The organism is Bacillus sp. FSL K6-4563 (genome assembly GCF_038630405.1).
In the GTDB taxonomy this organism is placed as follows: Bacteria; Bacillota; Bacilli; order Bacillales; family Bacillaceae; genus Bacillus; species Bacillus pumilus.
The window spans coordinates 1950152-1971816 of record NZ_CP152030.1; the positions used below are offsets into that span (position 1 = coordinate 1950152).

Genomic DNA, 21665 nt, shown 5'->3' on the forward strand with positions numbered 1-21665 from the left:
AAAGATCCATCCACTTCCTTTAAAATTGGAATTTATGTGATTTTGATCATTTCTGATAGGAAAGGAGTAATGGACTTGTCAATCTTACAGGAAACAGCCAACGATGTGAAGACGTTAGAGCAAGAATTACAGCAATTGCAGTTCCAAATGTATCGAATGCAAGAAAATATGAAAGATATTTCGAAAAAAGCAAAAATCATTGGCATCGATCAAGCGAAAGAAGATGAGTGGCTGATCGTCTCTGCCATTGAAAGTGCAGATACATGTAAAATTATGCTCAGCGATTGTGAAAAAGCTTTTCGCGGACAATCTGATTTTTCCTTAATTGCGGAATATCCTGAAGAAGGAAAGATTCATATTGCCGATATTAAAGGCCCGCCAGATAATGGATACGGCTCCATCTGCATGAAGCATTTAAAAGAAATCGCAAGAGAGCAGAACATACCCGTGATTACTGGCGACCTCGTCAAAAGAGACTGGGATCACGTAGATCGCTTAATTCATTTTTATGAAAAGCATCAATTTGATGTCCAGATCAATTGGAAAGAACAAAGCGGAGAAATTTATTGGGTGGACAGCTAACGACAAAAACCAGCGTGTATCATAAGATATGCGCTACTTTTTGTCGAAAATGCAAATTTTTCTGAAAAATATGTGTATTTTTGACCAAAAAAAGGGTACAATAAAAGCATCAGGCCGCCACCTGATGCTTTCTTCCAAAAAACAATTATTTACTAGTTAAGTACTTTTACTTTGACTGATTTTACGCCCCAATTTTTCGCTTGGGATTTGCTTGGTACATGTACATCAATTTTGTTACCTTTAATTGCGCCGCCAGTATCTGCTGCGATGGCTTCACCGTAGCCTTCAACATAAACCTTACTTCCTAATGGAATGACATTAGGATCTACTGCAATGACTTTTGCATTTGGGTTTTTGTTTAAGTTTACCCCTGTTGCAGTAATACCTGAGATGCCACCATCATTTGCTGTATAAGCCGTAGCTGTAACAGTCATTTCTTTTTGTACACTCTGACTAGCAGAAGATGATTCTGCTTTAGCTGTTTCCTTTTTAGGAGCAGCTTTTTTCGTTGTTTGCTCTTTTTGGACAGGTTCCTGTTTTTGAACAGGTTCTGAGCTTACCGGAGCCGAGCTTTGGCCAGCAACACTTAGTGTTGAACCAACCATAATTATATCTGAGTTTAAGTTATTCCAAGACTTAATATCGCTAATTGACACATTGAATTTTTGAGCGATTTTCCAGAGGCTGTCCCCCTTCTGGACTTTATACTGCTCCTGAGTTTTCTCTTTTGAAGAGATTGTCAATTTATCACCTACATAGATCATATCAGTAGATAAATTGTTCCAACCCTTTAGGTCCTTTAGAGACACATCATTTTTTTGTGAGATTCCCCAAAGTGTATCACCTTTCTGTACAGTGATTTCCTTTGCAGAAGCTTGCTGCGCTCCAAATGCTGTTGTTGAGATTGCTGCAACAGCAACCAAGGACATAATAGTCTTCTTCATAAAGTAAATCCTCCCTTGTTAGCTTTTTATGGCGGCTAACGAGTGCTATCGTAACATATGTAAATGTCAATTCAATAACAAAACGATATGTTTTAGATTACAGTTCCTTTACATGAAACATCTCTCTCCATTGGTAAATCAGACCACAAAACGGCTTGATTCCCCGCCATATCAAGGTTTTACAAGGATCGAAAATGACCTGATGAAAACGCGTCCAAGTGCAGCGAAAAAAATTTATTTTTCTTCTTCAAACTCTTTATTTTTTCTCTTTTTCTATAAATAAACGAATTTCTTCTAAAAAAACATCTCCGTATTTCTCTCTTTTTTGAGCGCCAATCCCCTTAATTTGGAGTAATTCATCATCTGTTTGAGGCTCTACCGCTGACATTTCCTTCAATGTTTGATCAGAAAAGACAACAAACGGCGGAACACCTTGCTCTCTAGCTAGCTTCATTCTTAGCGATCTCAATCGCTCAAATAATGCATCGTTTTCTTGAATGGCTTCTGCTTTGATCGCCTGCTTTTTATACACAGCCTCTTGTCCAACTAACACTTTCTTCCCTTTATGGGTCACCTTCAGTGTTGGGTAAGCTCCTTCAGACATGTGCAAATACTCTTCTGTAATTAAAAATTCAATGAAGTCACTGATTTGCTGAGCCGAATGTTGTTTCATTAAAGCATATGTAGGGAGACGATCGAAACCTAGCTCTAGCACTTTTTTGTTTCTAGAGCCTGCCAATACTTGGGCGATCATCATTTTACCGAAGCGCTCATTCATTCTCACTGTACAAGATAACACCATCTGTGCTTCTCTTGTGACCTCTTCACGCTCTCTTTCATCAAGGCAGTTGCTGCATTTACCACAAGGCGAACTAGCTGTTTGATCAAAATAATCCATCACAAATTGCTGCAGACATTGCTCAGTATGACAGTAATCCACCATTTGCCTTAATTTAAGCAGCTCATGCTGGTAGCGCGTCTCATCTTCTATTGACTGCTCAATGAGAAAGCGCTGCACTCTTACACCTTGAGGTGAAAACAGTAAGATGCATTCACTTTCAAGCCCATCTCTGCCGGCACGCCCAGCTTCTTGATAGTAGCTTTCAATATCCCTTGGAATTTGATGATGGATCACAAAACGGACATTCGACTTATTGATTCCCATGCCAAATGCTGATGTGGCGACCATCACCTGGATATCATCATTTAAAAAGAGGTTTTGCTGCTCTTCTCTCGTATGATCATCCAATCCACCATGATAAACGCCAGCTTTGATCTTTTGTTTTTTTAGTCGATGATAAATGTTATCCGCTTCTTTACGAGTGGCTGTATAAATAATGCCAGACTCAAGACTGTTTTTCTTCATATATTGTGTGATAAAACGTTCACTGTTTTCTCCTTTGATCACTTGAAAGGACAAATTTTCTCTAGCAAACCCAGTAAAGACGGTTTCTTCTCCGTTTATGCCAAGCTGTTCACATATATCTTGGTGTACCTTTTTCGTCGCTGTAGCTGTTAATGCGACAATCACCGGTCTTTTTGACAGCTTGTTCAAGCATTCTTGAATGAAGCGATAACTTGGCCTAAAATCATGTCCCCACTCGGATATACAGTGCGCTTCATCAATCGCGATTAAAGGAATCGTTAACCGATCTAACAGCTGAAAAAAACGTTCATTTTGTAAGCGTTCAGGTGTGATATAAAGCAGTTCATATTCCCCATTTTCGCATTTTTTCAGCCTTTCATTCATTTCAGCTGCGGACAGAGTGCTGTTTAAAAAGGAAGAACGTATGCCCATCTCATTTAACGCATCAACCTGATCCTTCATTAAAGAAATAAGCGGAGATACTACGATCGTTGTACCTTCCATCATTAGCGCAGGGATCTGATAGCAAACTGACTTCCCTCCGCCTGTCGGCATAATGCAGACGGTATCCTTTTGTTTATTTACAATCGCTTCAATGGCTTGTTTCTGTCCTTTTCTAAAGGCATCAAAGCCATAATATTGTTTCAGGAGTGCTTCTGCTTGTTCTAACATTCAATTCCCTCTCCGTCATTTGTTTTGTCCATTTTAACATAGATTCTTGCCTCTACAGGCGATCAGTCGAATTTCGTCTTTTTACAAAATAAAAAGCCATTTTCCGAAATGGAAAATGGCTTGAATCATCCTAGGAAAAGCTGCGGATGCCGTAATCTAAGTAAGAAAGTTTTAAACCACCACTCCTCAAAGTGGGTGTTTGCAGAAACGTTCCTGTCTTCCTCTCTAAGGAGGCATGACATTCCGGCTTCAATATAAAACTCCCTATTACAGCTTAAAGGTTAAAACTTAATTAACATTACGCGCATCGCAGCCTTTAAACTATATTACACGAAAGTTTATTAAATTTCAAGAGATCTTTTTTCTATGAAATACTCATGTATACAAGATATTTGTCATTGCATACATAAGAAAAAATTATTCTGAAAAAATGTAACTTCGATTTATTATCCTATTTTTCTTCGTCTATGTCAACATCCTGCTCTTCCTCTAATCGTTCATACGTATCTGAATGCATCTGATCCATTGTTTGTCTATTTGTTAAATCACGCATTTGATCTGAGAAATTACGGTCAAACTCGTTTGGGTCTTGAGTGGTTTCTTCATTTTTCTTCGCATCGATTGAATAACGTGTATAGGGAACTGCTTTTAAACGTTCATATGGAATGTCTTTCCCTGTTTTCTCACAGACCCCATATGTTCCGTCTTCCATTCGTTTCAGGGCTGCATCAATTTCAGCTTCAAGCTGGCCATCAACTTGGTCCAGCGTTTGTTCGGTCATGCGGTCTAAATAGATGCTCCCATGATCAGCGATATGGTTCCCAACACCATTTGAAATCTCGCTCGATTCACTTAGCATAGATTCTTCTTTCTTTTTTGACTCTTTTACATCTTCCTTTAATTGATTCAATCTTTCGTATAAATCAGCTTTTTGTTCTTTCGTTAAGCCCACGGTCAATCACTCCTTTCTTATTACCTTCCCGCTGCAAGGGAATTGAAAACATCAAAAAAGCCGCCGCCTTATTGGCAGCAGCTTGCTTCTCTTACAGGGTGCGAAGTGCTTCTTCTACTGGTTTATCCCCTTTAATTAAGTCAAAGGATTTATTTTTCACATTGGATTCTGTTAAGCTTTCCACTAGTACAGTGGCTACGTCCTCTCTTGAAATCTCAATGTTTTGATTATCTGAAATATGCTCCGCAGCTTCAATCTTTCCTGTCTTTTCCTCATGCAGCAAGGCACCTGGACGGACAATGGTATAGGAAAGTCCAGACTGTTTTAGATGTTCATCTGCTTTTCTTTTCGCCTCATAATAAATTTCCATACTTCCTTGCCCTTTTCCCTGGTTTGGATCATCGGCATTAAAGGAACTCAGCATCACAAAATGCTGAATGTTTTCTTTTTTCGCTGTGTCGACAAGACGTTTTGCACCTTCTTGATCCACTGCAATGGTCTTATCTGCACCTGTTTTCGAGCCTGAACCAGCTGCAAAGATGACAGCATCTGCTTGTTTCACAGCATCTGTCACATCCTTTTCAAGATCACCGATGACAGGCGCTGCACCAAGTTCTTTTAGCGCATCCGCTTGTTTTTCATCTCGAATAAGAGCAAGCGGCTCATGTCCTTTTTCTTTTAAATAACGAATGACGAGTCTACCTGTATGTCCATTTGCTCCTGCAACTAATACTTTCATTGTTCATTCTCCTTTCTGTATCTGTTTCATCTTTATCCTTTTTTGCTATCATTCAAACACCTAAACAAAAAAAGCCCCTCCCAGAAAATATGGGCAAGGGCTCAGGCAATGTGCGATCTATTAAAATAAGTACGAAGAATGAGAAAAGTGCATGTGATCTATGTAATCGCAAGGTTGATCAGCAAATATGTTTTGTCAAAATGGCTTGCACATCACTCAAATCCGTCTCTTTTGAAAAATCGAGTTCAAATACTTTTGAGCTTGTGACAAGCAGCATACCTGTGTCCTGATCAAACACGCCAGCTTCTTGAATGGCAAAACTTTCAATTGATCGATATGGCAAGGAGACCCTAACTTTCTTCTTAGAAAATACGCGGTTATCGCCAAAGATCAGTCGTTTATTGGTGAAACAAATTTGGTCGTGACGCAGTCTGTAAACAGCTTCAATTCTTTCCCCTTCAATTAGTAAGGATTCGAATTTCTTATCATTTTGTTTACTGACAGAAAAAATACCCACGTAAACCCCCTCTTCCTCCATCAAATTCCTTTATGAAAAAACGGCCACACGCTCTGTGGGTACGTTTTGTTCTCACTTATAGAATACGCTATAAATGATCGTTATTCCATTACGAATAGATTAAATTTCATTTAACTTTTTCTTTTTGATTCGATGCTCTTTCCTCTACTTATTTAGACAGTTAAAGCAGGAAAAAAGTTTCAGTTCTTTTTGAGAAAAATGGTTGAATTGTGACCAATAAAAAAACAGTGATTTTTTCAAATCACTGTCAGCGTGTAGACAAACCCTCGCATTCTTTGTCAGTCCGGTGCTCACGAATGTCAAATTCGCTCCGCGCCGGTACTCGTCCTTCCTAGGGCTGCAAAGGTTTTCATGTCACACTGAAAAAGAAGACAAAGTGCTAAAATAAAGATCATTTTAGCACTTTGTCAACAATTTGGACTATTCGTCTTTTGGTGTTTCAATGGTTCCCTCGGCATATACATCGGAAATCTGCTCAAGCGTAATTGCCATATCAGCATCTTCGTTATCATGCCAAGCATTTTGTTGATTCTGCTCATCTGTTTGCTTCTTTTTCATCATCATCACCCTTTACTGTTTTTCTTAGTATGAGTGATGATGATCAAAATCATTCAGCAGAAAAGTCTTCGAAATACTCTTTATAATACCCGCCTACTTTACCTGTATTATCAACGACAAACAGGAATTCTTCTGTTTCATTTTTCACTTCATATGTGCTTCCAACCGTTAGTGCACGGTCGACCATATATTTTTTCGCATTCGTATGTATACATTTTACTTGTTTTAACGTTTGAGCCGTTTGCCAGTTTTGATGGATCATGATTTAAAAACTCCTTTTTTCATCTATACATTTATTTTAGCCAATTTTTCATGAAATGCAATGAGTGTTATGGATTGCTTTCAAACATGTGGTGTAATATGATGAATGTATACGTTTACATCCATGTGCGTATACTAGATCATTTGCTTCAAATCCGCTTTTTCACCTAGAACTCGCAGAACAACCCATATCTTTAAGGAGGTTTGTTTATTTATGAGCTCTACAACACTTCAAATTAGTTCAAAACTCGAATCTTTTCTCCAAGGGACGAAAAAACTCTACATTAATGGTCAGTTTGTCACAAGTCACGATAACAAAACCTTTTCAACTCCTAACCCAGCCACAGGTGAAACCCTTATTGATGTATATGAAGCAGGTGCAAAAGACATTGATGAGGCAGTAAAAGCAGCCAAAAAAGCCTTTCATGGTCCTTGGCGCTCCATGTCTGCCGCAGAACGCGCCCGGCTCATGTTCAAGCTTGCCGATTTAATGGAAGAAAACCAAGAAGAGCTCGCTCAGCTCGAAACTTTAGATAACGGAAAGCCAATTAATGAAACAACCAATGCAGATATCCCTCTCGCAATCGAGCATATGCGCTATTATGCGGGCTGGACAACCAAAATAAGCGGACAAACCATTCCTGTCAGCCAAGGATATTTTAATTATACCCGTCATGAGCCTGTTGGCGTTGTAGGACAAATCATTCCTTGGAATTTCCCGCTGCTTATGGCCATGTGGAAAATGGGTGCTGCACTTGCGACTGGCTGCACCATCGTGTTAAAACCAGCAGAACAAACACCACTCTCTGCTCTTTATTTAGCTGAATTAGTGGATAAAGCCGGCTTCCCAGAAGGTGTGATTAACATCGTTCCTGGATTCGGTGAAACAGCCGGGAATGCGTTAACCGATCACCCTGATGTGAATAAGCTTGCCTTCACGGGGTCAACAAGTGTTGGGAAACTCATCATGGAGAAAGCAGCCAAATCCATTAAGAGGGTCACATTAGAACTTGGCGGAAAATCACCAAATATTATTTTGCCAGATGCCGATTTAAAGAAAGCCATTCCAGGTGCTTTAAATGGGGTCATGTTTAACCAAGGTCAGGTATGCTGTGCAGGTTCTAGGGTCTTTGTTCACCGGAGCCAATATGATGAGGTTGTCGATCAAATGGCTGAATATGCGACATCCCTCAAACAAGGAGCCGGTCTTCATCAAGATACGCAAATCGGACCTCTCGTAAGTAAAGAACAGCACGAGCGCGTGTTAGGCTATATTGAAAAAGGTAAATCAGAAGGTGCAACAGCCGTTGTCGGTGGCGATTGCCCTTATGAGGCTGGTTATTTTGTCTCCCCTACTGTTTTTAAAGATGTAGAAGATGACATGACCATCGCAAAAGAAGAAATCTTTGGACCTGTCCTATCTGCGATTCCTTACGATTCCATTGATGAAGTGGTCGAAAGAGCCAACCAGTCTGACTATGGTTTAGCCGCAGGACTTTGGACAGAAAACTTAAAGCATGCCCATGACATTGCTGCACGTCTTGAAGCAGGCACGATTTGGGTCAACTGCTATAACGTCTTTGATGCTGCCTCCCCGTTTGGAGGATACAAGCAATCAGGTCTTGGCAGAGAAATGGGATCATACGCTCTTAACAACTATACAGAAGTCAAAAGTGTGTGGATTAATCTCCAAGACTAATGACGCCTATAAAGCCGGTGACCATGTCATCGGCTTTTTTGTGATTGCATGTGACAGGCAGGCTCCTGAATATAGTAATAAAGGAAAGGAGCATGGCCGAATATGCAAGATTTTAAAACAAAAGTAAACGAATATATTGATGAATTGCACATGCAACTGCAGCGCAGACAACGAGAAGATGGCGCTTTTGTCTTCTGCTTTGAAGGGCCAATGATGACAAATGCTTTTTTGATTATGCTGTTAAAGGCGGTCGGTGATTCGGATCAGGCACTCGTTCATCAATTGGCAGAAGCTATACGTGAAAAGCAAAATGAGGATGGTTCTTTTTCTTTGTATCATGATCAGGCGGGACATGTAACCGCGACTGTGCAAGGCTACTGCGGGATGCTCGTGTCAGGCAGGTATCAACAAGATGAGCCGCATATGGAAAAAGCAGCACATTTTATTCGATCAAATGGCGGTTTGAAGGACGTTCATTTTATGACAAAGTGGATGCTTGCCGTCAATGGCATGCACCCTTGGCCATACTTCTATGCACCACTTTCATTTTTACTCATCCCTACATATTTCCCGCTTCACTTCTATCATCTTAGTGCATATGCAAGAATTCATTTTGTCCCAATGATGATTGCACTCAACAAACGATATACCTCTCATGAACAGTTTCCAAGCTTAGCACATCTTGATGCAAACATGTCTAAAAATCCTTTTGACTGGTTTATGGCAAGAGAAGAACGTTCCACTCACCACTTTCTAGCGTACATGCGGTCGTATACAGCACTCGACAGCCGGCTCGACTTTTTCGGGTATGAGGCAGCGAAGCGCTATATGTTTGACCGCCTTGAAAAAGATGGCACGCTGTACAGCTATTTAAGTGCCAGTATTTTTATGGTCTATGCACTCATGAGTCTTGGATACTCTCCGGGACATCATCTCATTTTAAAAGCAGTTAAAGGGATGAAACAGCTAGTCACTGACTGTGGGGGCAGGAAATATGCTGAAAATTCTACATCCAATGTTTGGGATACAGCGCTTGTCAGTTATGCTTCTCAGCAGGCAGGCAGAACACAAGATGATCCAGTGATCAAAAAGTCTTTTACGTACTTACTGAACCGGCAGCAAATGAAGAAAGCAGATTGGGCGATCCATAACCGGCATGCGGCTCCGGGAGGCTTTGGTTTTTCAGATTTAAACACAAATAACCCAGATTGCGATGATACGCAAATTGTGTTAAAAGCCGTTCCTCAAACATACGCTCCCGTTCAGTGGAAACGAGGATTTGATTGGCTTCTTTCCATGCAAAACCGGGATGGCGGCTTTTCAGCTTTTGAAAAAAATCAAAATCACTTCTTGCTTCGTCATCTCCCGCTCGAATCTGCTGAGGATGCGGCCATTGATCCTTCTACGCCTGATATTACAGGTCGTGTGCTCCATCTTATTGCTCTTGAAGAGAATAGCATGTCACCACTCATGCAAAGGCAAAAAGATCATTGTGTGAAATGGCTGCTTGATCATCAAGAGAAAAACGGATCATGGTTCGGAAGATGGGGCGTTTGCTATATTTATGGTACTTGGGCTGCGTTAACAGGACTAAAGACTGCTGGCATCTCCTCATCGCATTCTGCTGTTCAAAAAGCATGTCGATTTTTAAAAACAATTCAATTAGAAGATGGCAGCTTCGGAGAATCGTGTAAAAGTGCAGAGGTTAAAAGGTACGTCCCGCTTCCATTTGGGACAGTGGTTCAAACGGCTTGGGCTGCTGAGGCACTTTTACAATATGTGCAGCCAGATGACAAAGTGATTTTAAAAGCCATCTCATTTTTGATTCAACATCAGCACTCGAGTGAAGCCTTGCACTATCCAGTAGGTATTGGTCTTCCAAAGCAATTTTACATCACCTATCATAGCTATCCATTTGTCTTTCCAATGATGGCTTGTTCCACATTTTTAGAAGAAATGAGGCGTAAAAATGAATAAGGAAGAATATCGCATGCAGCTTAAAGATTGGCTTAGCTCCATTCAAGGTGCAGTTCAAGATGACAACACCCGTCAGAAAGCAGAACATTTATCGTTCATCATGAATGATGAACATTCCAGTGAAGAAGAGTGGTACGAATTGGCTGAAAGTATTGCAGAGGATATAATTCCACAAGATGCAATGCGAGATGTGGCAGTTGGCGGCCATCAATTACCCCCTCTCCCTTACCGGTATGATGCACTAGAACCGTTTATTTCAAAAGAGGTGATGTATTTGCATCACCAGAAGCATCATCAATCATATGTTGATGGTCTGAACCAAGCTGAGCTTGCCTTAAAAAGAGCAAGAAGAACCAATGATTTTAAAATGATCAAGCATTGGGAACGGGAGCTAGCCTTCAATGGTGCGGGACACTATTTACATTGCATTTTTTGGTTTTCTATGAGTCCTTCAGGCAAACGAAAGCCCACTGGTCAAATGCTTCGTCTTATTGAACAATCGTTTGAAAGCTATGATGCATTCAAATCCCAATTTTCAGCTGCAGCCAAACAAGTTGAAGGTGTTGGATGGGCCATTCTCGTATGGGCACCAAGATCTCAGCGATTAGAGATTTTACAAGCAGAACGCCATCAATTTTTATCACAATGGGATGTGATCCCTCTTCTAGCTCTTGACGTATGGGAGCACGCCTACTATCTGCAATATCTGAATGAAAAAGCGACATATGTAGATCGCTGGTGGAATATCGTTGACTGGCGTGAGCCAGAAGCACGCCTTAAGCAAGCTCAGCAAGTGAAATGGACCCCTTTTTAAAAACGCTACTCCATGTAGGCATTTGCTTATATGGAGTATTTATAGTTTACATAATATTATTATCAGCACTAAAAGAATGGGTTGTTTTTTCAGAAAATTCATTTAAAATAGAAAAGATATGTATAGAAAGAGAGTTGAAGCAATGAATGAAGATTTTATTAACCATTAGTCACTTTGCAGGAAGAACCTTTGCAATTTGGGTCATTTTATTTGCGTGTCTTGGATTTGCCTTTCCTGCCGAATTTTCTAAGATTGGACCTTATATTCCTTTTTTACTCGGTATTATTATGTTTGGGATGGGGCTTACCCTGTCTGCTGAAGATTTTAAAGAGCTGTTTCGAAAACCTCTCTATGTGCTGATTGGGGTTCTGGCGCAGTACACACTCATGCCGCTTATCGCCTTTCTATTAGCTTACGGATTACAGCTTCCTTCTGAAATTGCAGTAGGCGTTATTCTTGTGGGCTGCTGCCCAGGCGGTACAGCATCCAATGTGATGACCTTTTTGGCGAAAGGAAATACGGCATTATCTGTAGCCGTCACCACCATATCGACCCTTCTTGCTCCATTTTTAACACCTGTCTTTATTTTACTCTTTGCAAGATCATGGCTACCTGTATCGCCAGAAGCGCTATTTTTGTCAATTGTACAAGTTGTGTTGATCCCAATTATCTTAGGCGTTATCGTTAAATTGTTTTTCAAAAAACAAGTAACCTATGCGGTTCAAGCACTACCGCTTGTGTCTGTCGCCGGAATTGTAGTGATCATTGCAGCGGTTGTCAGTGCAAATAAAGAGCAGATTCTTCAATCTGGGCTGCTAATATTGGCCGTTGTGATCTTACATAATGGACTTGGTCTTTTATTTGGTTACCTTATTGCAAAGTGGTGCAAAATGGATATCCCTTCTCGAAGAGCCATCTCGATTGAAGTAGGCATGCAAAACTCTGGACTTGGTGCAGCTCTAGCGACAGCACACTTCTCGCCACTTGCAGCCGTACCAAGTGCCATTTTTAGTGTGTGGCATAATTTATCTGGTTCCTGGCTTGCGACGTATTGGTCAAAGAGAGGAAATGCTGAAAATAAAAAGAAAAAAAGCTAGCACCTTAATGGGTGCTAGCTTTTCAAATTGAAGATTATCCTTCAAGCAATAGCTGCTCTGGATCTTCAAGTAAGTTTTTAATCGTGACAAGGAATCCAACTGCTTCTTTACCATCGACAATCCGGTGGTCGTAAGAAAGAGCTAAATACATCATCGGTCGGTTCTCAAAACGTTCTTCATCAATTGCCACAGGTCGAAGCTGAATTTTGTGCATCCCTAAAATTCCAACTTGAGGGCTGTTTAAAATTGGTGTCGAAAGCAGTGAACCAAATGTTCCGCCGTTTGTGATCGTGAATGATCCACCTTGCAGCTCATTTAGAGACAATTTATTATCTCGTGCTTTTTTCGCAAGATGACCAATTTCCTTTTCAATCCCTGCAAACGACAATCTGTCTGCATCACGGACAACCGGTACGACAAGTCCTTCGTTAGCAGCAACAGCGATGCCGATGTCATAAAATTTCTTCAAGACGAGCTCATCACCTTGAATTTCTGCGTTAAGCAGCGGATATTTCTTCAGTGCTGCTACAACTGCTTTTGTGAAGAAAGACATGAAGCCAAGCTTTACATCATTTTGTTCAAGGAAGGCATCTTTACGGCGTTTTCTTAAGTCCATCACAGCCGTCATATCTACTTCATTAAATGTCGTCAGCATTGCAGCCGTTTGCTGAACCTCAACTAAACGTTTTGCAATCGTTTGTCTGCGGCGCGACATTCTCTCACGTTCAATTGGCTTTCCTGGTTGTTCATTTTGCACCGCAGCATTTGCTTTTGGCGCGGCTTTTGGTGCACTTGCAGGTGCTTCATTTTTTTGATAAGAAGCGACATCCTGCTTTCGTACCCTGCCCAGCGGATCTACGGTTGGAATTTCAGATAAGTCTAGTCCCTTCTCTCTCGCTAGTTTTCTAGCTGCAGGAGAAGCGATGGTTCTGCCATTACCAGATTTCGGCTCTTCTTTCACTGCTTCTTCTTTTTGAGCAGCTGCCGGTTCTTCTTTCGAAGCTGGTGCAGACTCTTGCTCAGGTGCTGGAGCTGCGGACTCGCTTCCGCCAGCTTCACCCGCTGCAATTGTTCCGATGACTTCTCCAACTTGTACAGTGTCACCAGAATCCTTCAGCACTTCTTTCAGTACACCAGATTCTTCTGCTGTCAGTTCGACATTGACTTTATCTGTTTCAAGTTCTAACAGGTATTCTCCCTGCTCCACATAATCGCCCGGCTGCTTTAGCCATTGAGCTATCGTTCCTTCCGAGATCGATTCCGCTAATTCAGGTACTTTAATTTCCGCCATTTTTCATTTCCCCCTTAGTTTTTGCGAGTCAAGCTATCAGATACAATTCGTTCTTGTTCTTTTTTATGCACAGTTGGATCACCCTCAGCCGTACTTGAACGTCTTCTTCGGCCGATGTAACGTACTTTTACTTTTTCAGACGCAATTTCACGTAAATATGGCTCAATGTATCCCCAAGCCCCCATATTTTGTGGTTCTTCTTGCGCCCATACGATTTCTTCTAAGTTTGTTAGTTTTGATAAAATCGCTTTAATATCTTTGGCTGGGAATGGATATAGTTGTTCGACTCTCGCAATGTGAAGCCAATCTTTCGGCTCTTCCATTTGAGTAAAACGATCACTAATATCGATTGATACCTTCCCGCTAGATAGCACGAGTCGCGATACTTTTTCGTGATCATGCACAAGGCCTGGTTGTTCAAGAACTGGTTGGAACTGTCCATCCGTTAATTCCTGGACTTCAGACAATGTGTTCGGGTTACGAAGCAGACTCTTCGGTGTCATGATGACAAGCGGACGAATCTCTTCACGAAGCAGCATTTTCGCCTGTCTTCTAAGAATGTGGAAGTATTGCGCTGCACTTGTGAGGTTCGCCACTGTCCAGTTATTCTCAGCAGCTGATTGCAGGAATCGCTCTGTTCTTCCACTTGAATGCTCAGGACCTTGTCCTTCATATCCATGAGGCAAGAGCATCACTAGACCTGATTTTTGTCCCCATTTTGCGCGTCCAGCTGAAATAAATTGATCGAAATACACTTGAGCCGCATTTGCGAAGTCTCCAAATTGAGCCTCCCAAATGACTAACGTTTCAGGAGAATAGACATTATAACCATATTCAAACCCGATGACTGAGCCCTCTGACAGTGGACTATTATGAACAGTAAATGATGCGTTTGCATCACTCAGCTCATGAAGAGCAATAAATTCATCTCCAGTTTGACTGTCGTGAAGAACAAGGTTTCTTTGAGCAAAAGTACCTCGCTCTGAATCCTGTCCGGTCATTCGAATTGGCGTACCGTCTTTTAATATAGATGCAAATGCAAGTGCTTCCCCAAGTGACCATTCTACTTTACGGTCATCTGTAAACACTTTTGCACGTTTTTCAAGGATCCGTTTAAGCTTACCAAATACTTGGAAATCGTCCGGCCAGCTGATCAATTCTTCATTCAGCTTTCGTAATACATCAAACTCTACGGATGTATCCACTGCTGGGAAGCCATTTGATACTGGTTCTGGCAGTTCAATTTCTTGAATCGTATGCTCTTTCTTTGAAGGCACCTTTTGATAGGCCTCTTCTATTCTCGTCGCTACAGCCTGCTCGATTTCTTCACGCTGCTCTTTCGTTAGAAGACCTTCTGTGACAAGTTTATCTGCAAAGATATTCTTGACCGTTTTGTGCTTTCTGACTGCATCGTACAGCATCGGCTGAGTCGTAGAAGGCTCATCCATTTCGTTATGACCGTATCTGCGGTAACCGATCAAGTCAATTAAGAAATCCTTCTTAAAGCGTTTGCGGTATTCTACAGCTAATTGAACAGCCGCTAAACATGCTTCTGGATCATCTGCATTGACGTGAACAATTGGAATCTCAAACCCTTTTGCAAGGTCACTTGCATATTTCGTTGAACGAGATTCATTGCTTTCCGTCGTAAATCCGATCATATTGTTTGCAATGATATGGATTGTTCCGCCCACTTGATAGCCTACAAGTTGACTTAAATTTAATGTTTCTGCCACAATTCCTTCCCCAGGAAATGCCGCATCACCATGAATTAAGATGGCTAATGCCTTTTCAACGTCTTGTACTGGATAGCCCTTTTGAGTACGTAATTCCTGAGCAGCACGTGTGCTTCCTTCAATGATTGGATCAATGAATTCCAAGTGACTTGGGTTATTAGCAAGCGTGACTCTCGCACTCTTTGTATCTTCGTCTTTAATTTGACGATCTGCTCCAAGATGGTACTTTACATCACCTGTCCACCCGTAGCTGATGCCAATAGAGCCTTCTGATGGAACAAGCTCTTTATTTGGCGCATGCTGGAATTCTGAGAAAATAATCTCATATGGTTTTCCTAACACATGTGCTAATACATTTAAACGGCCTCTGTGTGCCATTCCAATGTTAATATTTGAAGTCCCTTGTGTAACAGACTCTGAAATAATTTCATCAAGTACTGGGACAAGTGCGTCTAATCCTTCTATTGAGAAGCGCTTTTGCCCAACAAATGTTTTATGAAGAAACTGTTCGAACTGCTCAACTTCTGTTAATCTCTTGAATACAGAAACTAGTTTATCGGCTGGTTTTTTCTTAAATAGTTCACCAGACTCGATTGATTTTGAGAGCCAGTTCCGTTCTTCGAAATCGTGTACGTGATCAAACTCAAATGAAATGGTACGCTTATACGTATTTCTCAAATGGTTAATGGCTTCTATGCCGTTTGAAATGTGTTTTGGTGCGTCAGGACTAATAATAGATATTGGAATATTCTTGACGTCTTCTTCTGTTAAACCGTATTCCTTTAAAGGAAACAGCTCTTGTAATTCCTTTTCTTTGCGAAGAGGATTGACGGAAGCATTTAAATGGCCATACGTTCTGATGTCTTCTGCCAGTTTAACGACTGATGCTATCTTTTGGATTTGTTCAGAAGTAACTACGCTATTTTCTTTTTTCCCAATTTCCTCCTTCATTTCACTCGGTGGTGCACCAAGTTCATCAAATATGCCTCTTAGATCTTCATCAACACTAGTAGGATCCTGGACATACTGATCGTAGAGCTCGAGCACATAGCCGAGGTTCGGACCATGAAATTCTTCCCAACTCAACGGTTGTTTCACATCATTTTGAAACATTTTGAACACTACCCCCAACTTTGATCATCAAGTGATTGAACACTATCTCGATATAACTTCCAGAACACAATGACCAAATTTATGTAATAAAACGCTTCCAATAATATTCTACCACTGTTTCGGATTACTTTCTACATTCTTTGTTCAATTAAAGATAAAAAATTCACAGAAAAACAAAAAATTTAAATCATTCCGAAAAATATTTTGAAGAAAGGGGCAAAACCTTATGCCCCAATGCTTTTATGCAGTAATTTCTTCAGTAACGGATATAAAACATCTGGCAATGTATCGACATCTGGTACAAAAATGCTGAACTTGCCATACATATCTTGAATGGTTTTCATCTGTGCTTCTTCGATCGGTGAATTGGATAAAAACACATTGATTACTTCAATGCCTTTTTTCCTCGCCTCAAGAACTGCTTCATGTGTATCGACAATCCCATTTTGTTCGTAGCTGAATGCAGCTGGCTCTCCATCAGAAAAAACAATGAGAAACTTTTGCTCTTCTCTTCGTTTTAATATCATTTTTGTCATTTGGCGAATCGCATAGCCATCCCGGTTATCCTCTTCTGGCTCAAGAGACATAATGGAAGGACCTGCATCAAATAAAGAATCTTTGAACGACACGACTGTGTTGAAATAGTTCGGCTGACTTGTTTCTGATGCATCGTTTGTATCTTCCCAAAACCCCACAATTTGATGTGGGACTTGAACGGACTTTAAGGCTTCATGGAATAGAACAATGCCTTTTTTCGTCTCGTCCATCTTGTCAAACATGCTAGCAGAACAATCCACTAATAAAGTGAAAACAGCATCAATCTCCGAAGAAGGTGCCTGTTTTTTATAGAAAAGACGCGGATTCGACTCTGTAAAATAACGAATGAGCTTTTTACTCAGACGTCCTGCATGAAGATCCGTTTTTGGCCATGTTTTTTTATGTTCGAGCGTTTTTTGAATCATCTGTTTTAACCGTTTCTGATACGGCTCAATCTCCTTGGCGTGCTGCTTGTATACATCGATTTGTTCTGGCGCGGGAGGATCTGGTGAAATCATGACTGGAAACGCATATTTGTTCTCTTTTCCATTCTCATGAGCATCCGCTCCGCTTTCCTCGCCTTCAGCCTCTTCCAGCGCCTCAAGCTTTGAATAATCTTTTCGGTGAGTCTGCTTGGCAGAGCCTTGGACAGTGCCAAGTGCTTGATCTCCGTCATCGCCTTCTCTTGCTGCATCCTTCCCGAGATCACTTTTCCCGCCGTGCTCTAAATCAAATTGAAGGAAGCTTTTTGACGGCGCTTCTGTTTCTCGATGCCACACTTCCATATACTCTTGGTGGATGTCTTCATCGCCCTCTTTTTCCCGGTCGACTTTGATGTCCTCGCTTAATTTAGGTTTTCTTTTTAAGTCATGAAACAGCGGTTCTTTTGCCGCTTTTTCATAGTCCAATTCCGGGAAGAAAAAGTACGTATTCAGCATATCTTTATCAAGAAGCTCATCAAAGCCTTCCATTAATTCTTTGACGATGACTGCGATATCTCCGGTTGAACGCGCTTCATATACACGCTCAAGACTTGATTCAATAAATGGAATCATTGGGTTGATCCGCTCGTGAAGAGGCGGAATTTCTTCTAGCGGTGAATCCGCTGTCAGCTTCACATACATTGCACAATAGAGTGCATCCGTTAAAATGCTCCGCTCTTGGTTAATCGTTAATTGCGTCTTAAAATGACGCCGGTATAGCTCTCTTCTTCGTTTAAATACCTTTTTTGTTCCTGGGCGGTCACGTTTAATCCGCTCTTCAATCCGGATATCTTCAAAGAGCATAAACAATTGTTTACACAGGTCAGGAATGGACAATGTATGAGCATACCGAATGATATCCTGAAAGACAGTCAGATCACTATAAACGGTTCCTACTGCACGGAGGAATACATCACTTTTCAGTCCGGCTGTCATGTCTTCCTGTTTACGGTCATCCCAAAAATGGCTGATGAAAATTTTCTTTTCAAAAGGATCATAGTAGGACTGCACTCCGTATTCAAGCTCGACATCATCACTTTTTGCTAACGTTTTGGCTAAATCCGTTAATTCCATAAATAAAAATGAATCGATTCTGCTGTCATTAAATTTGATGAATTTCAAAACTCAGAACCTCACTCGAATAATGTTTGGGCAATATTTCTTACCGCTGCTTTTTCCCGGTCATCTTCTAGCTTTTCAACAATCCCTCGTTCAACTGCACGAAGCGGCGGGATGTATTGCGCAAGATCACATGTGTCTAGAAGGGCGCGAATGGATGCTGCTTCTTCACTCACCTGCCCGTTGTGTGCCTGTGTAATGAGGTCTGATGAGAGCTGCACGAATTGATCGATTAAACGTTCATCCTTTAATACAGATTGAGATTGCAGTACATCCTTTAAGATGCCGCCGCCGATATATGGAACGTCAATGACAACAAAACGGTTTTTTAACGCTTCATTTAGAGGCACTGTGCCGACATAACCTTCGTTGATTGCCGCTATCACGCCAAAGCCTTCATCTGCTCGAACGACCTCTCCTGTAAATGGATTTGTCATCATTTTTCTGTAGTCGAGTACACCGTTTAAAATAGGCAGAGTTTCTGGCTTTGCCATGTTGATTTCATCAATATATAAAAGATGGCCTTTTTTCATTGCTTTCGTTACAGGTCCTTCAATAAATTCAATAGAAGCAACTTGACCATCATTGTGAATGGTTTTATAGCCAATCAAGCTTTCTGCATCAAGATCAACCGAGCAGTTCACACTGTGCATCGGCTGCTGAAAGAAAGCAGATAAAGTTTCTGCTAATTTTGTTTTACCTGAACCAGTCGGGCCTTTTAAAAGAACGTTTTTGCCGAGTGCTAGTGCAATCATCGCATCTTGTATGATAGACGTGTCCTGTGATTCATAGCCGCCTGTTCCAATAAGCGGACGGAATTCTTCTTCTAGTCCTTTTGCTTTTGCTTCAATCATTGCTTGAATTTCTTCTGGGAGTAATTGTTCGTTAAACATGTATGATTAATTCCTCTCTTCGATCATTTTCCTCACCAAGTATACTAAAAAAACCTTTATGCACTCAATACATAAAGGCTAGACATCTGTTATTTTACCATTTCTTTTGTGATCGCTCCGCATGCGATGCGTTTCCCTGAGTTTCCAGAAGGGTTGCTTAAGTAATCATCTGCTTCTGCATGAATGATAAAGCTACGCCCATTTTGATCGATTAATTGGTTCGATCCTCCCTTTAACGTCACATCTGGTACATTCACGACAACATCAATTTGTCCATCTGCCCCAACTTCTAAATTAGGCAAATCTCCAGCATGATGACCCTTTGGGTTATCAAAGCCATGCTCCCGGTGTGTTGGATTAAAGTGAGCCCCTGCCGTTTCAAAATCTGGCGCTTCACATCTTCCTGTTTCGTGAATATGGAAGCCATGAGGACCTGGCGGCAGATTTTTCGCTTTCACATGTAAATCCAGCCCGTTTTCTGAGGAGTCTCTTACTTCGATGCTCCCTATTTTTTGCCCGTTTTCATTGATGAGTGACGTGGTAACTGGTGCTTGCTTAGGTGCTGCAACTTCAATGGTTTCTTCTGTCGTTTCTTTTTTCGGCGGTGCATGACAAGCTGTTGCAACAAAGACCAGACACATCATGATCAACCACACTGACTTTTTCATATGATTGCCCCCTTTTAATATCAGTATGGACAACCTGATCAATGGGCAAACAAAAAAAGCCGAAAATCGGCTTTTTTAGAAGAAACGTTTTGCACCTAAATAGGCTTTTTTCCAATATGGATTGCTTAAGTTTGAGATCCCCACTCCGTTGTCACTTGCGTGAAGGAAATCTCCTCCGCCAAGGTATAGTCCCATATGAGATGGACCCGCTTTGTACGTTGTGAAATAAACAAAATCGCCAACTTGAGGTGTGCTCACAGGTGTCATCATACTCCAGTAGCCTGCTGTGCTTAATCTGGATACAGACGAAACCTTGTTAATGAGGTAATAAACAAAGCCGCTGCAGTCAAATCCAGATGGTGTATTGCCGCCCCATCTGTAAGGAATGCCTGTCAGCTTTTTACCTTCTTGAATCATCGTCGTGATTTTTGCATTCATTGGCACATCGGGTTTGTTATTGTTGACCGGCTTTGTCGAGCCGTTAGACGTAGAACCATTCGACCCAGTTGAGCCTGAAGCTGCACCATTAATTTTGAGAACTTGTCCAATTCTAAGCACATCGCTTTTTAAGCTGTTGGCTGTACGAATGGACTGGACTTGCACTTTAAATTGATTCGCAATTTTCCATAAAGAATCGCCTGATTTTACAGTATAAGATGTTGCTTTCCCGCTTGAAGACTGGTTACTGTTTGAATTGCTTGGTTTAGTAGGTTTCGGCTGACTTGGTTTTGATGCAGCCGTCCCTTTTACTTTCAATACTTGATTCGGATAAATCATATCAGATTTTAATCCGTTCAATGTTTTGATTTCACCAATCGACATATTGAGCGAATTCGCAATTTTCCAAAGAGAATCCCCTAATTTGACCTTGTATGTACTTGATGATGATGAACTATTTGAGTTCGTTGTCTTATTGTTTGAGCTGGAATTTGAAGAGGAGTTTGATGACTGGCTCCCGCTTGTCTTCGTGCTTCCAGATACCTTTAGCTTTTGTCCAGGACGAATTAAGTCACTGTTTAAGCTGTTTAGACTTTTTAAGCTTGCCACTGACATTTTATGATTTTTCGCAATGAGCCATAAAGAATCTCCAAGCTTTACTGTGTAGCTTGATGTCGTTGAAGCATTTGATTTCGTTGCTTTTGAACCAGTTGACGAACTGGATTTTTTGCTTTTTGCGCCAGGAATTTTCAAGCTTTGTCCTGCAAAAATCATCGTCGTTTTTAGTTGATTAAGAGATTGAAGCTCCGAAATACTTGTATTGTACTGTTCGGCAATCTTCCAAAGTGAGTCACCGCTTTTCACCTTGATCGTCTGTGCTTCTGCCGGTGCAGCAAACACAGCTGAGCCAGCGATCGCTGAAACTGTGAGGCCGGTTACTACTTTTTTCTTCATAGATAAATCTCCGCCTTTCATGATTTCATTCAACAAGACTTATGTACTAGTTTTAAGTTTAGCATTTAACGACTCTGCTTCTCTTGCACTATTTTATCTTTATTTCTATTATATTACTCGACATGTAGACGTTGGGCAATAACAAATAGGCTAAAGCAGTCAACTCAAAATGCTAAAACAAAGCCATATCGTTTGTATCGGCCGTTTGCTGTATTTATAAACATTTTTTAAGGAA

The 21665-nt window shown here is 41.0% G+C and carries 18 protein-coding genes and 1 other RNA gene; 5 read left to right on the plus strand and 14 right to left on the minus strand.

Annotation, left to right across the window (positions count from 1 at the left end):
• Positions 1-69 precede the first annotated feature (69 nt).
• Positions 70-582 carry a hypothetical protein gene (locus MHH54_RS09590; protein ID WP_050782689.1) on the plus strand — a complete coding sequence of 171 codons (513 nt, stop codon included), beginning with the start codon at positions 70-72 and terminating at the stop codon, positions 580-582.
• Positions 583-734: 152 nt separating this feature from the next.
• Here MHH54_RS09590 and MHH54_RS09595 read toward each other — a convergent pair whose 3' ends face one another.
• The 8 genes from MHH54_RS09595 to MHH54_RS09630 form a co-directional block, all read right to left on the minus strand.
• Positions 735-1526 carry a 3D domain-containing protein gene (locus MHH54_RS09595; protein ID WP_003216022.1) on the minus strand — a complete coding sequence of 264 codons (792 nt, stop codon included), beginning with the start codon at positions 1524-1526 and terminating at the stop codon, positions 735-737.
• 256 nt (positions 1527-1782) lie between these two features.
• On the minus strand, positions 1783-3564 hold the full coding sequence (gene recQ, locus MHH54_RS09600; protein ID WP_106028810.1) for a DNA helicase RecQ: 1782 nt from the start codon (positions 3562-3564) through the stop codon (positions 1783-1785).
• Positions 3565-3697: 133 nt separating this feature from the next.
• A non-coding RNA gene (ssrS, locus tag MHH54_RS09605) (6S RNA) lies at positions 3698-3883 on the minus strand.
• 132 nt (positions 3884-4015) lie between these two features.
• Positions 4016-4516 carry a TraR/DksA C4-type zinc finger protein gene (locus MHH54_RS09610; protein WP_342500234.1) on the minus strand — a complete coding sequence of 167 codons (501 nt, stop codon included), beginning with the start codon at positions 4514-4516 and terminating at the stop codon, positions 4016-4018.
• Positions 4517-4607: 91 nt separating this feature from the next.
• The gene (locus MHH54_RS09615) at positions 4608-5255 is read right to left on the minus strand and encodes an SDR family oxidoreductase (protein WP_003216148.1); all 648 of its coding nucleotides are present in this window, start codon (positions 5253-5255) and stop codon (positions 4608-4610) included.
• A gap of 178 nt (positions 5256-5433) precedes the next feature.
• Positions 5434-5772: a PH domain-containing protein gene (locus MHH54_RS09620; RefSeq protein ID WP_003215537.1), complete on the minus strand. Its 339-nt coding sequence runs from the start codon at positions 5770-5772 to the stop codon at positions 5434-5436.
• A 441-nt stretch (positions 5773-6213) separates the two neighbouring features.
• Positions 6214-6351 carry a DUF4025 domain-containing protein gene (locus MHH54_RS09625; RefSeq protein ID WP_223250615.1) on the minus strand — a complete coding sequence of 46 codons (138 nt, stop codon included), beginning with the start codon at positions 6349-6351 and terminating at the stop codon, positions 6214-6216.
• Positions 6352-6400: 49 nt separating this feature from the next.
• Positions 6401-6613 carry a DUF6501 family protein gene (locus tag MHH54_RS09630; RefSeq protein ID WP_003215772.1) on the minus strand — a complete coding sequence of 71 codons (213 nt, stop codon included), beginning with the start codon at positions 6611-6613 and terminating at the stop codon, positions 6401-6403.
• A gap of 213 nt (positions 6614-6826) precedes the next feature.
• Between MHH54_RS09630 and MHH54_RS09635 the strand changes: the two genes are divergently transcribed.
• The 4 genes from MHH54_RS09635 (at position 6827) to MHH54_RS09650 (ending at position 12199) form a co-directional block, all read left to right on the plus strand.
• Positions 6827-8311: an aldehyde dehydrogenase family protein gene (locus MHH54_RS09635; RefSeq protein ID WP_003215950.1), complete on the plus strand. Its 1485-nt coding sequence runs from the start codon at positions 6827-6829 to the stop codon at positions 8309-8311.
• Positions 8312-8413: 102 nt separating this feature from the next.
• Positions 8414-10288 carry a prenyltransferase/squalene oxidase repeat-containing protein gene (locus MHH54_RS09640; RefSeq protein ID WP_342500235.1) on the plus strand — a complete coding sequence of 625 codons (1875 nt, stop codon included), beginning with the start codon at positions 8414-8416 and terminating at the stop codon, positions 10286-10288.
• The gene (locus tag MHH54_RS09645; protein ID WP_322000499.1) at positions 10281-11102 is read left to right on the plus strand and encodes a superoxide dismutase; all 822 of its coding nucleotides are present in this window, start codon (positions 10281-10283) and stop codon (positions 11100-11102) included. The genes MHH54_RS09640 and MHH54_RS09645 overlap by 8 nt, the downstream gene beginning before the upstream one ends.
• 146 nt (positions 11103-11248) lie before the next feature.
• The gene (locus tag MHH54_RS09650; RefSeq protein WP_342500236.1) at positions 11249-12199 is read left to right on the plus strand and encodes a bile acid:sodium symporter family protein; all 951 of its coding nucleotides are present in this window, start codon (positions 11249-11251) and stop codon (positions 12197-12199) included.
• Between the two features lie 34 nt (positions 12200-12233).
• On the opposite strand, the gene odhB is transcribed toward MHH54_RS09650, so the two are convergent.
• The 6 genes from odhB to MHH54_RS09680 form a co-directional block, all read right to left on the minus strand.
• The gene (gene odhB / locus MHH54_RS09655; protein ID WP_003215695.1) at positions 12234-13490 is read right to left on the minus strand and encodes a 2-oxoglutarate dehydrogenase complex dihydrolipoyllysine-residue succinyltransferase; all 1257 of its coding nucleotides are present in this window, start codon (positions 13488-13490) and stop codon (positions 12234-12236) included.
• Between the two features lie 14 nt (positions 13491-13504).
• On the minus strand, positions 13505-16339 hold the full coding sequence (sucA, locus tag MHH54_RS09660; RefSeq protein ID WP_003215743.1) for a 2-oxoglutarate dehydrogenase E1 component: 2835 nt from the start codon (positions 16337-16339) through the stop codon (positions 13505-13507).
• 224 nt (positions 16340-16563) lie between these two features.
• The gene (locus MHH54_RS09665) at positions 16564-18480 is read right to left on the minus strand and encodes a VWA domain-containing protein (protein ID WP_106028804.1); all 1917 of its coding nucleotides are present in this window, start codon (positions 18478-18480) and stop codon (positions 16564-16566) included.
• An 11-nt stretch (positions 18481-18491) separates the two neighbouring features.
• On the minus strand, positions 18492-19370 hold the full coding sequence (locus MHH54_RS09670) for a MoxR family ATPase (RefSeq protein WP_050943921.1): 879 nt from the start codon (positions 19368-19370) through the stop codon (positions 18492-18494).
• An 89-nt stretch (positions 19371-19459) separates the two neighbouring features.
• Entirely contained in the window at positions 19460-20038 is a 579-nt protein-coding gene (locus MHH54_RS09675) for a superoxide dismutase family protein (RefSeq protein WP_106028803.1), read from the minus strand.
• A gap of 75 nt (positions 20039-20113) precedes the next feature.
• Complete coding sequence (locus MHH54_RS09680; RefSeq protein WP_050943919.1) at positions 20114-21430, minus strand: peptidoglycan endopeptidase; 1317 nt, start codon at positions 21428-21430, stop codon at positions 20114-20116.
• Between the last annotated feature and the right edge of the window lie 235 nt (positions 21431-21665).

Coding starts and splice junctions, on each gene's coding strand:
- MHH54_RS09590 (WP_050782689.1), top strand. CDS start 70: ATGGACTTGTCAATCTTACAGGAAACAGCCAACGATGTGAAGACGTTA.
- MHH54_RS09595 (WP_003216022.1), bottom strand. CDS start 1,526: ATGAAGAAGACTATTATGTCCTTGGTTGCTGTTGCAGCAATCTCAACA.
- recQ (WP_106028810.1), bottom strand. CDS start 3,564: ATGTTAGAACAAGCAGAAGCACTCCTGAAACAATATTATGGCTTTGAT.
- MHH54_RS09615 (WP_003216148.1), bottom strand. CDS start 5,255: ATGAAAGTATTAGTTGCAGGAGCAAATGGACATACAGGTAGACTCGTC.
- MHH54_RS09625 (WP_223250615.1), bottom strand. CDS start 6,351: ATGAAAAAGAAGCAAACAGATGAGCAGAATCAACAAAATGCTTGGCAT.
- MHH54_RS09630 (WP_003215772.1), bottom strand. CDS start 6,613: ATGATCCATCAAAACTGGCAAACGGCTCAAACGTTAAAACAAGTAAAA.
- MHH54_RS09635 (WP_003215950.1), top strand. CDS start 6,827: ATGAGCTCTACAACACTTCAAATTAGTTCAAAACTCGAATCTTTTCTC.
- MHH54_RS09640 (WP_342500235.1), top strand. CDS start 8,414: ATGCAAGATTTTAAAACAAAAGTAAACGAATATATTGATGAATTGCAC.
- MHH54_RS09645 (WP_322000499.1), top strand. CDS start 10,281: ATGAATAAGGAAGAATATCGCATGCAGCTTAAAGATTGGCTTAGCTCC.
- MHH54_RS09650 (WP_342500236.1), top strand. CDS start 11,249: ATGAAGATTTTATTAACCATTAGTCACTTTGCAGGAAGAACCTTTGCA.
- odhB (WP_003215695.1), bottom strand. CDS start 13,490: ATGGCGGAAATTAAAGTACCTGAATTAGCGGAATCGATCTCGGAAGGA.
- sucA (WP_003215743.1), bottom strand. CDS start 16,339: ATGTTTCAAAATGATGTGAAACAACCGTTGAGTTGGGAAGAATTTCAT.
- MHH54_RS09670 (WP_050943921.1), bottom strand. CDS start 19,370: ATGTTTAACGAACAATTACTCCCAGAAGAAATTCAAGCAATGATTGAA.
- MHH54_RS09675 (WP_106028803.1), bottom strand. CDS start 20,038: ATGAAAAAGTCAGTGTGGTTGATCATGATGTGTCTGGTCTTTGTTGCA.
- MHH54_RS09680 (WP_050943919.1), bottom strand. CDS start 21,430: ATGAAGAAAAAAGTAGTAACCGGCCTCACAGTTTCAGCGATCGCTGGC.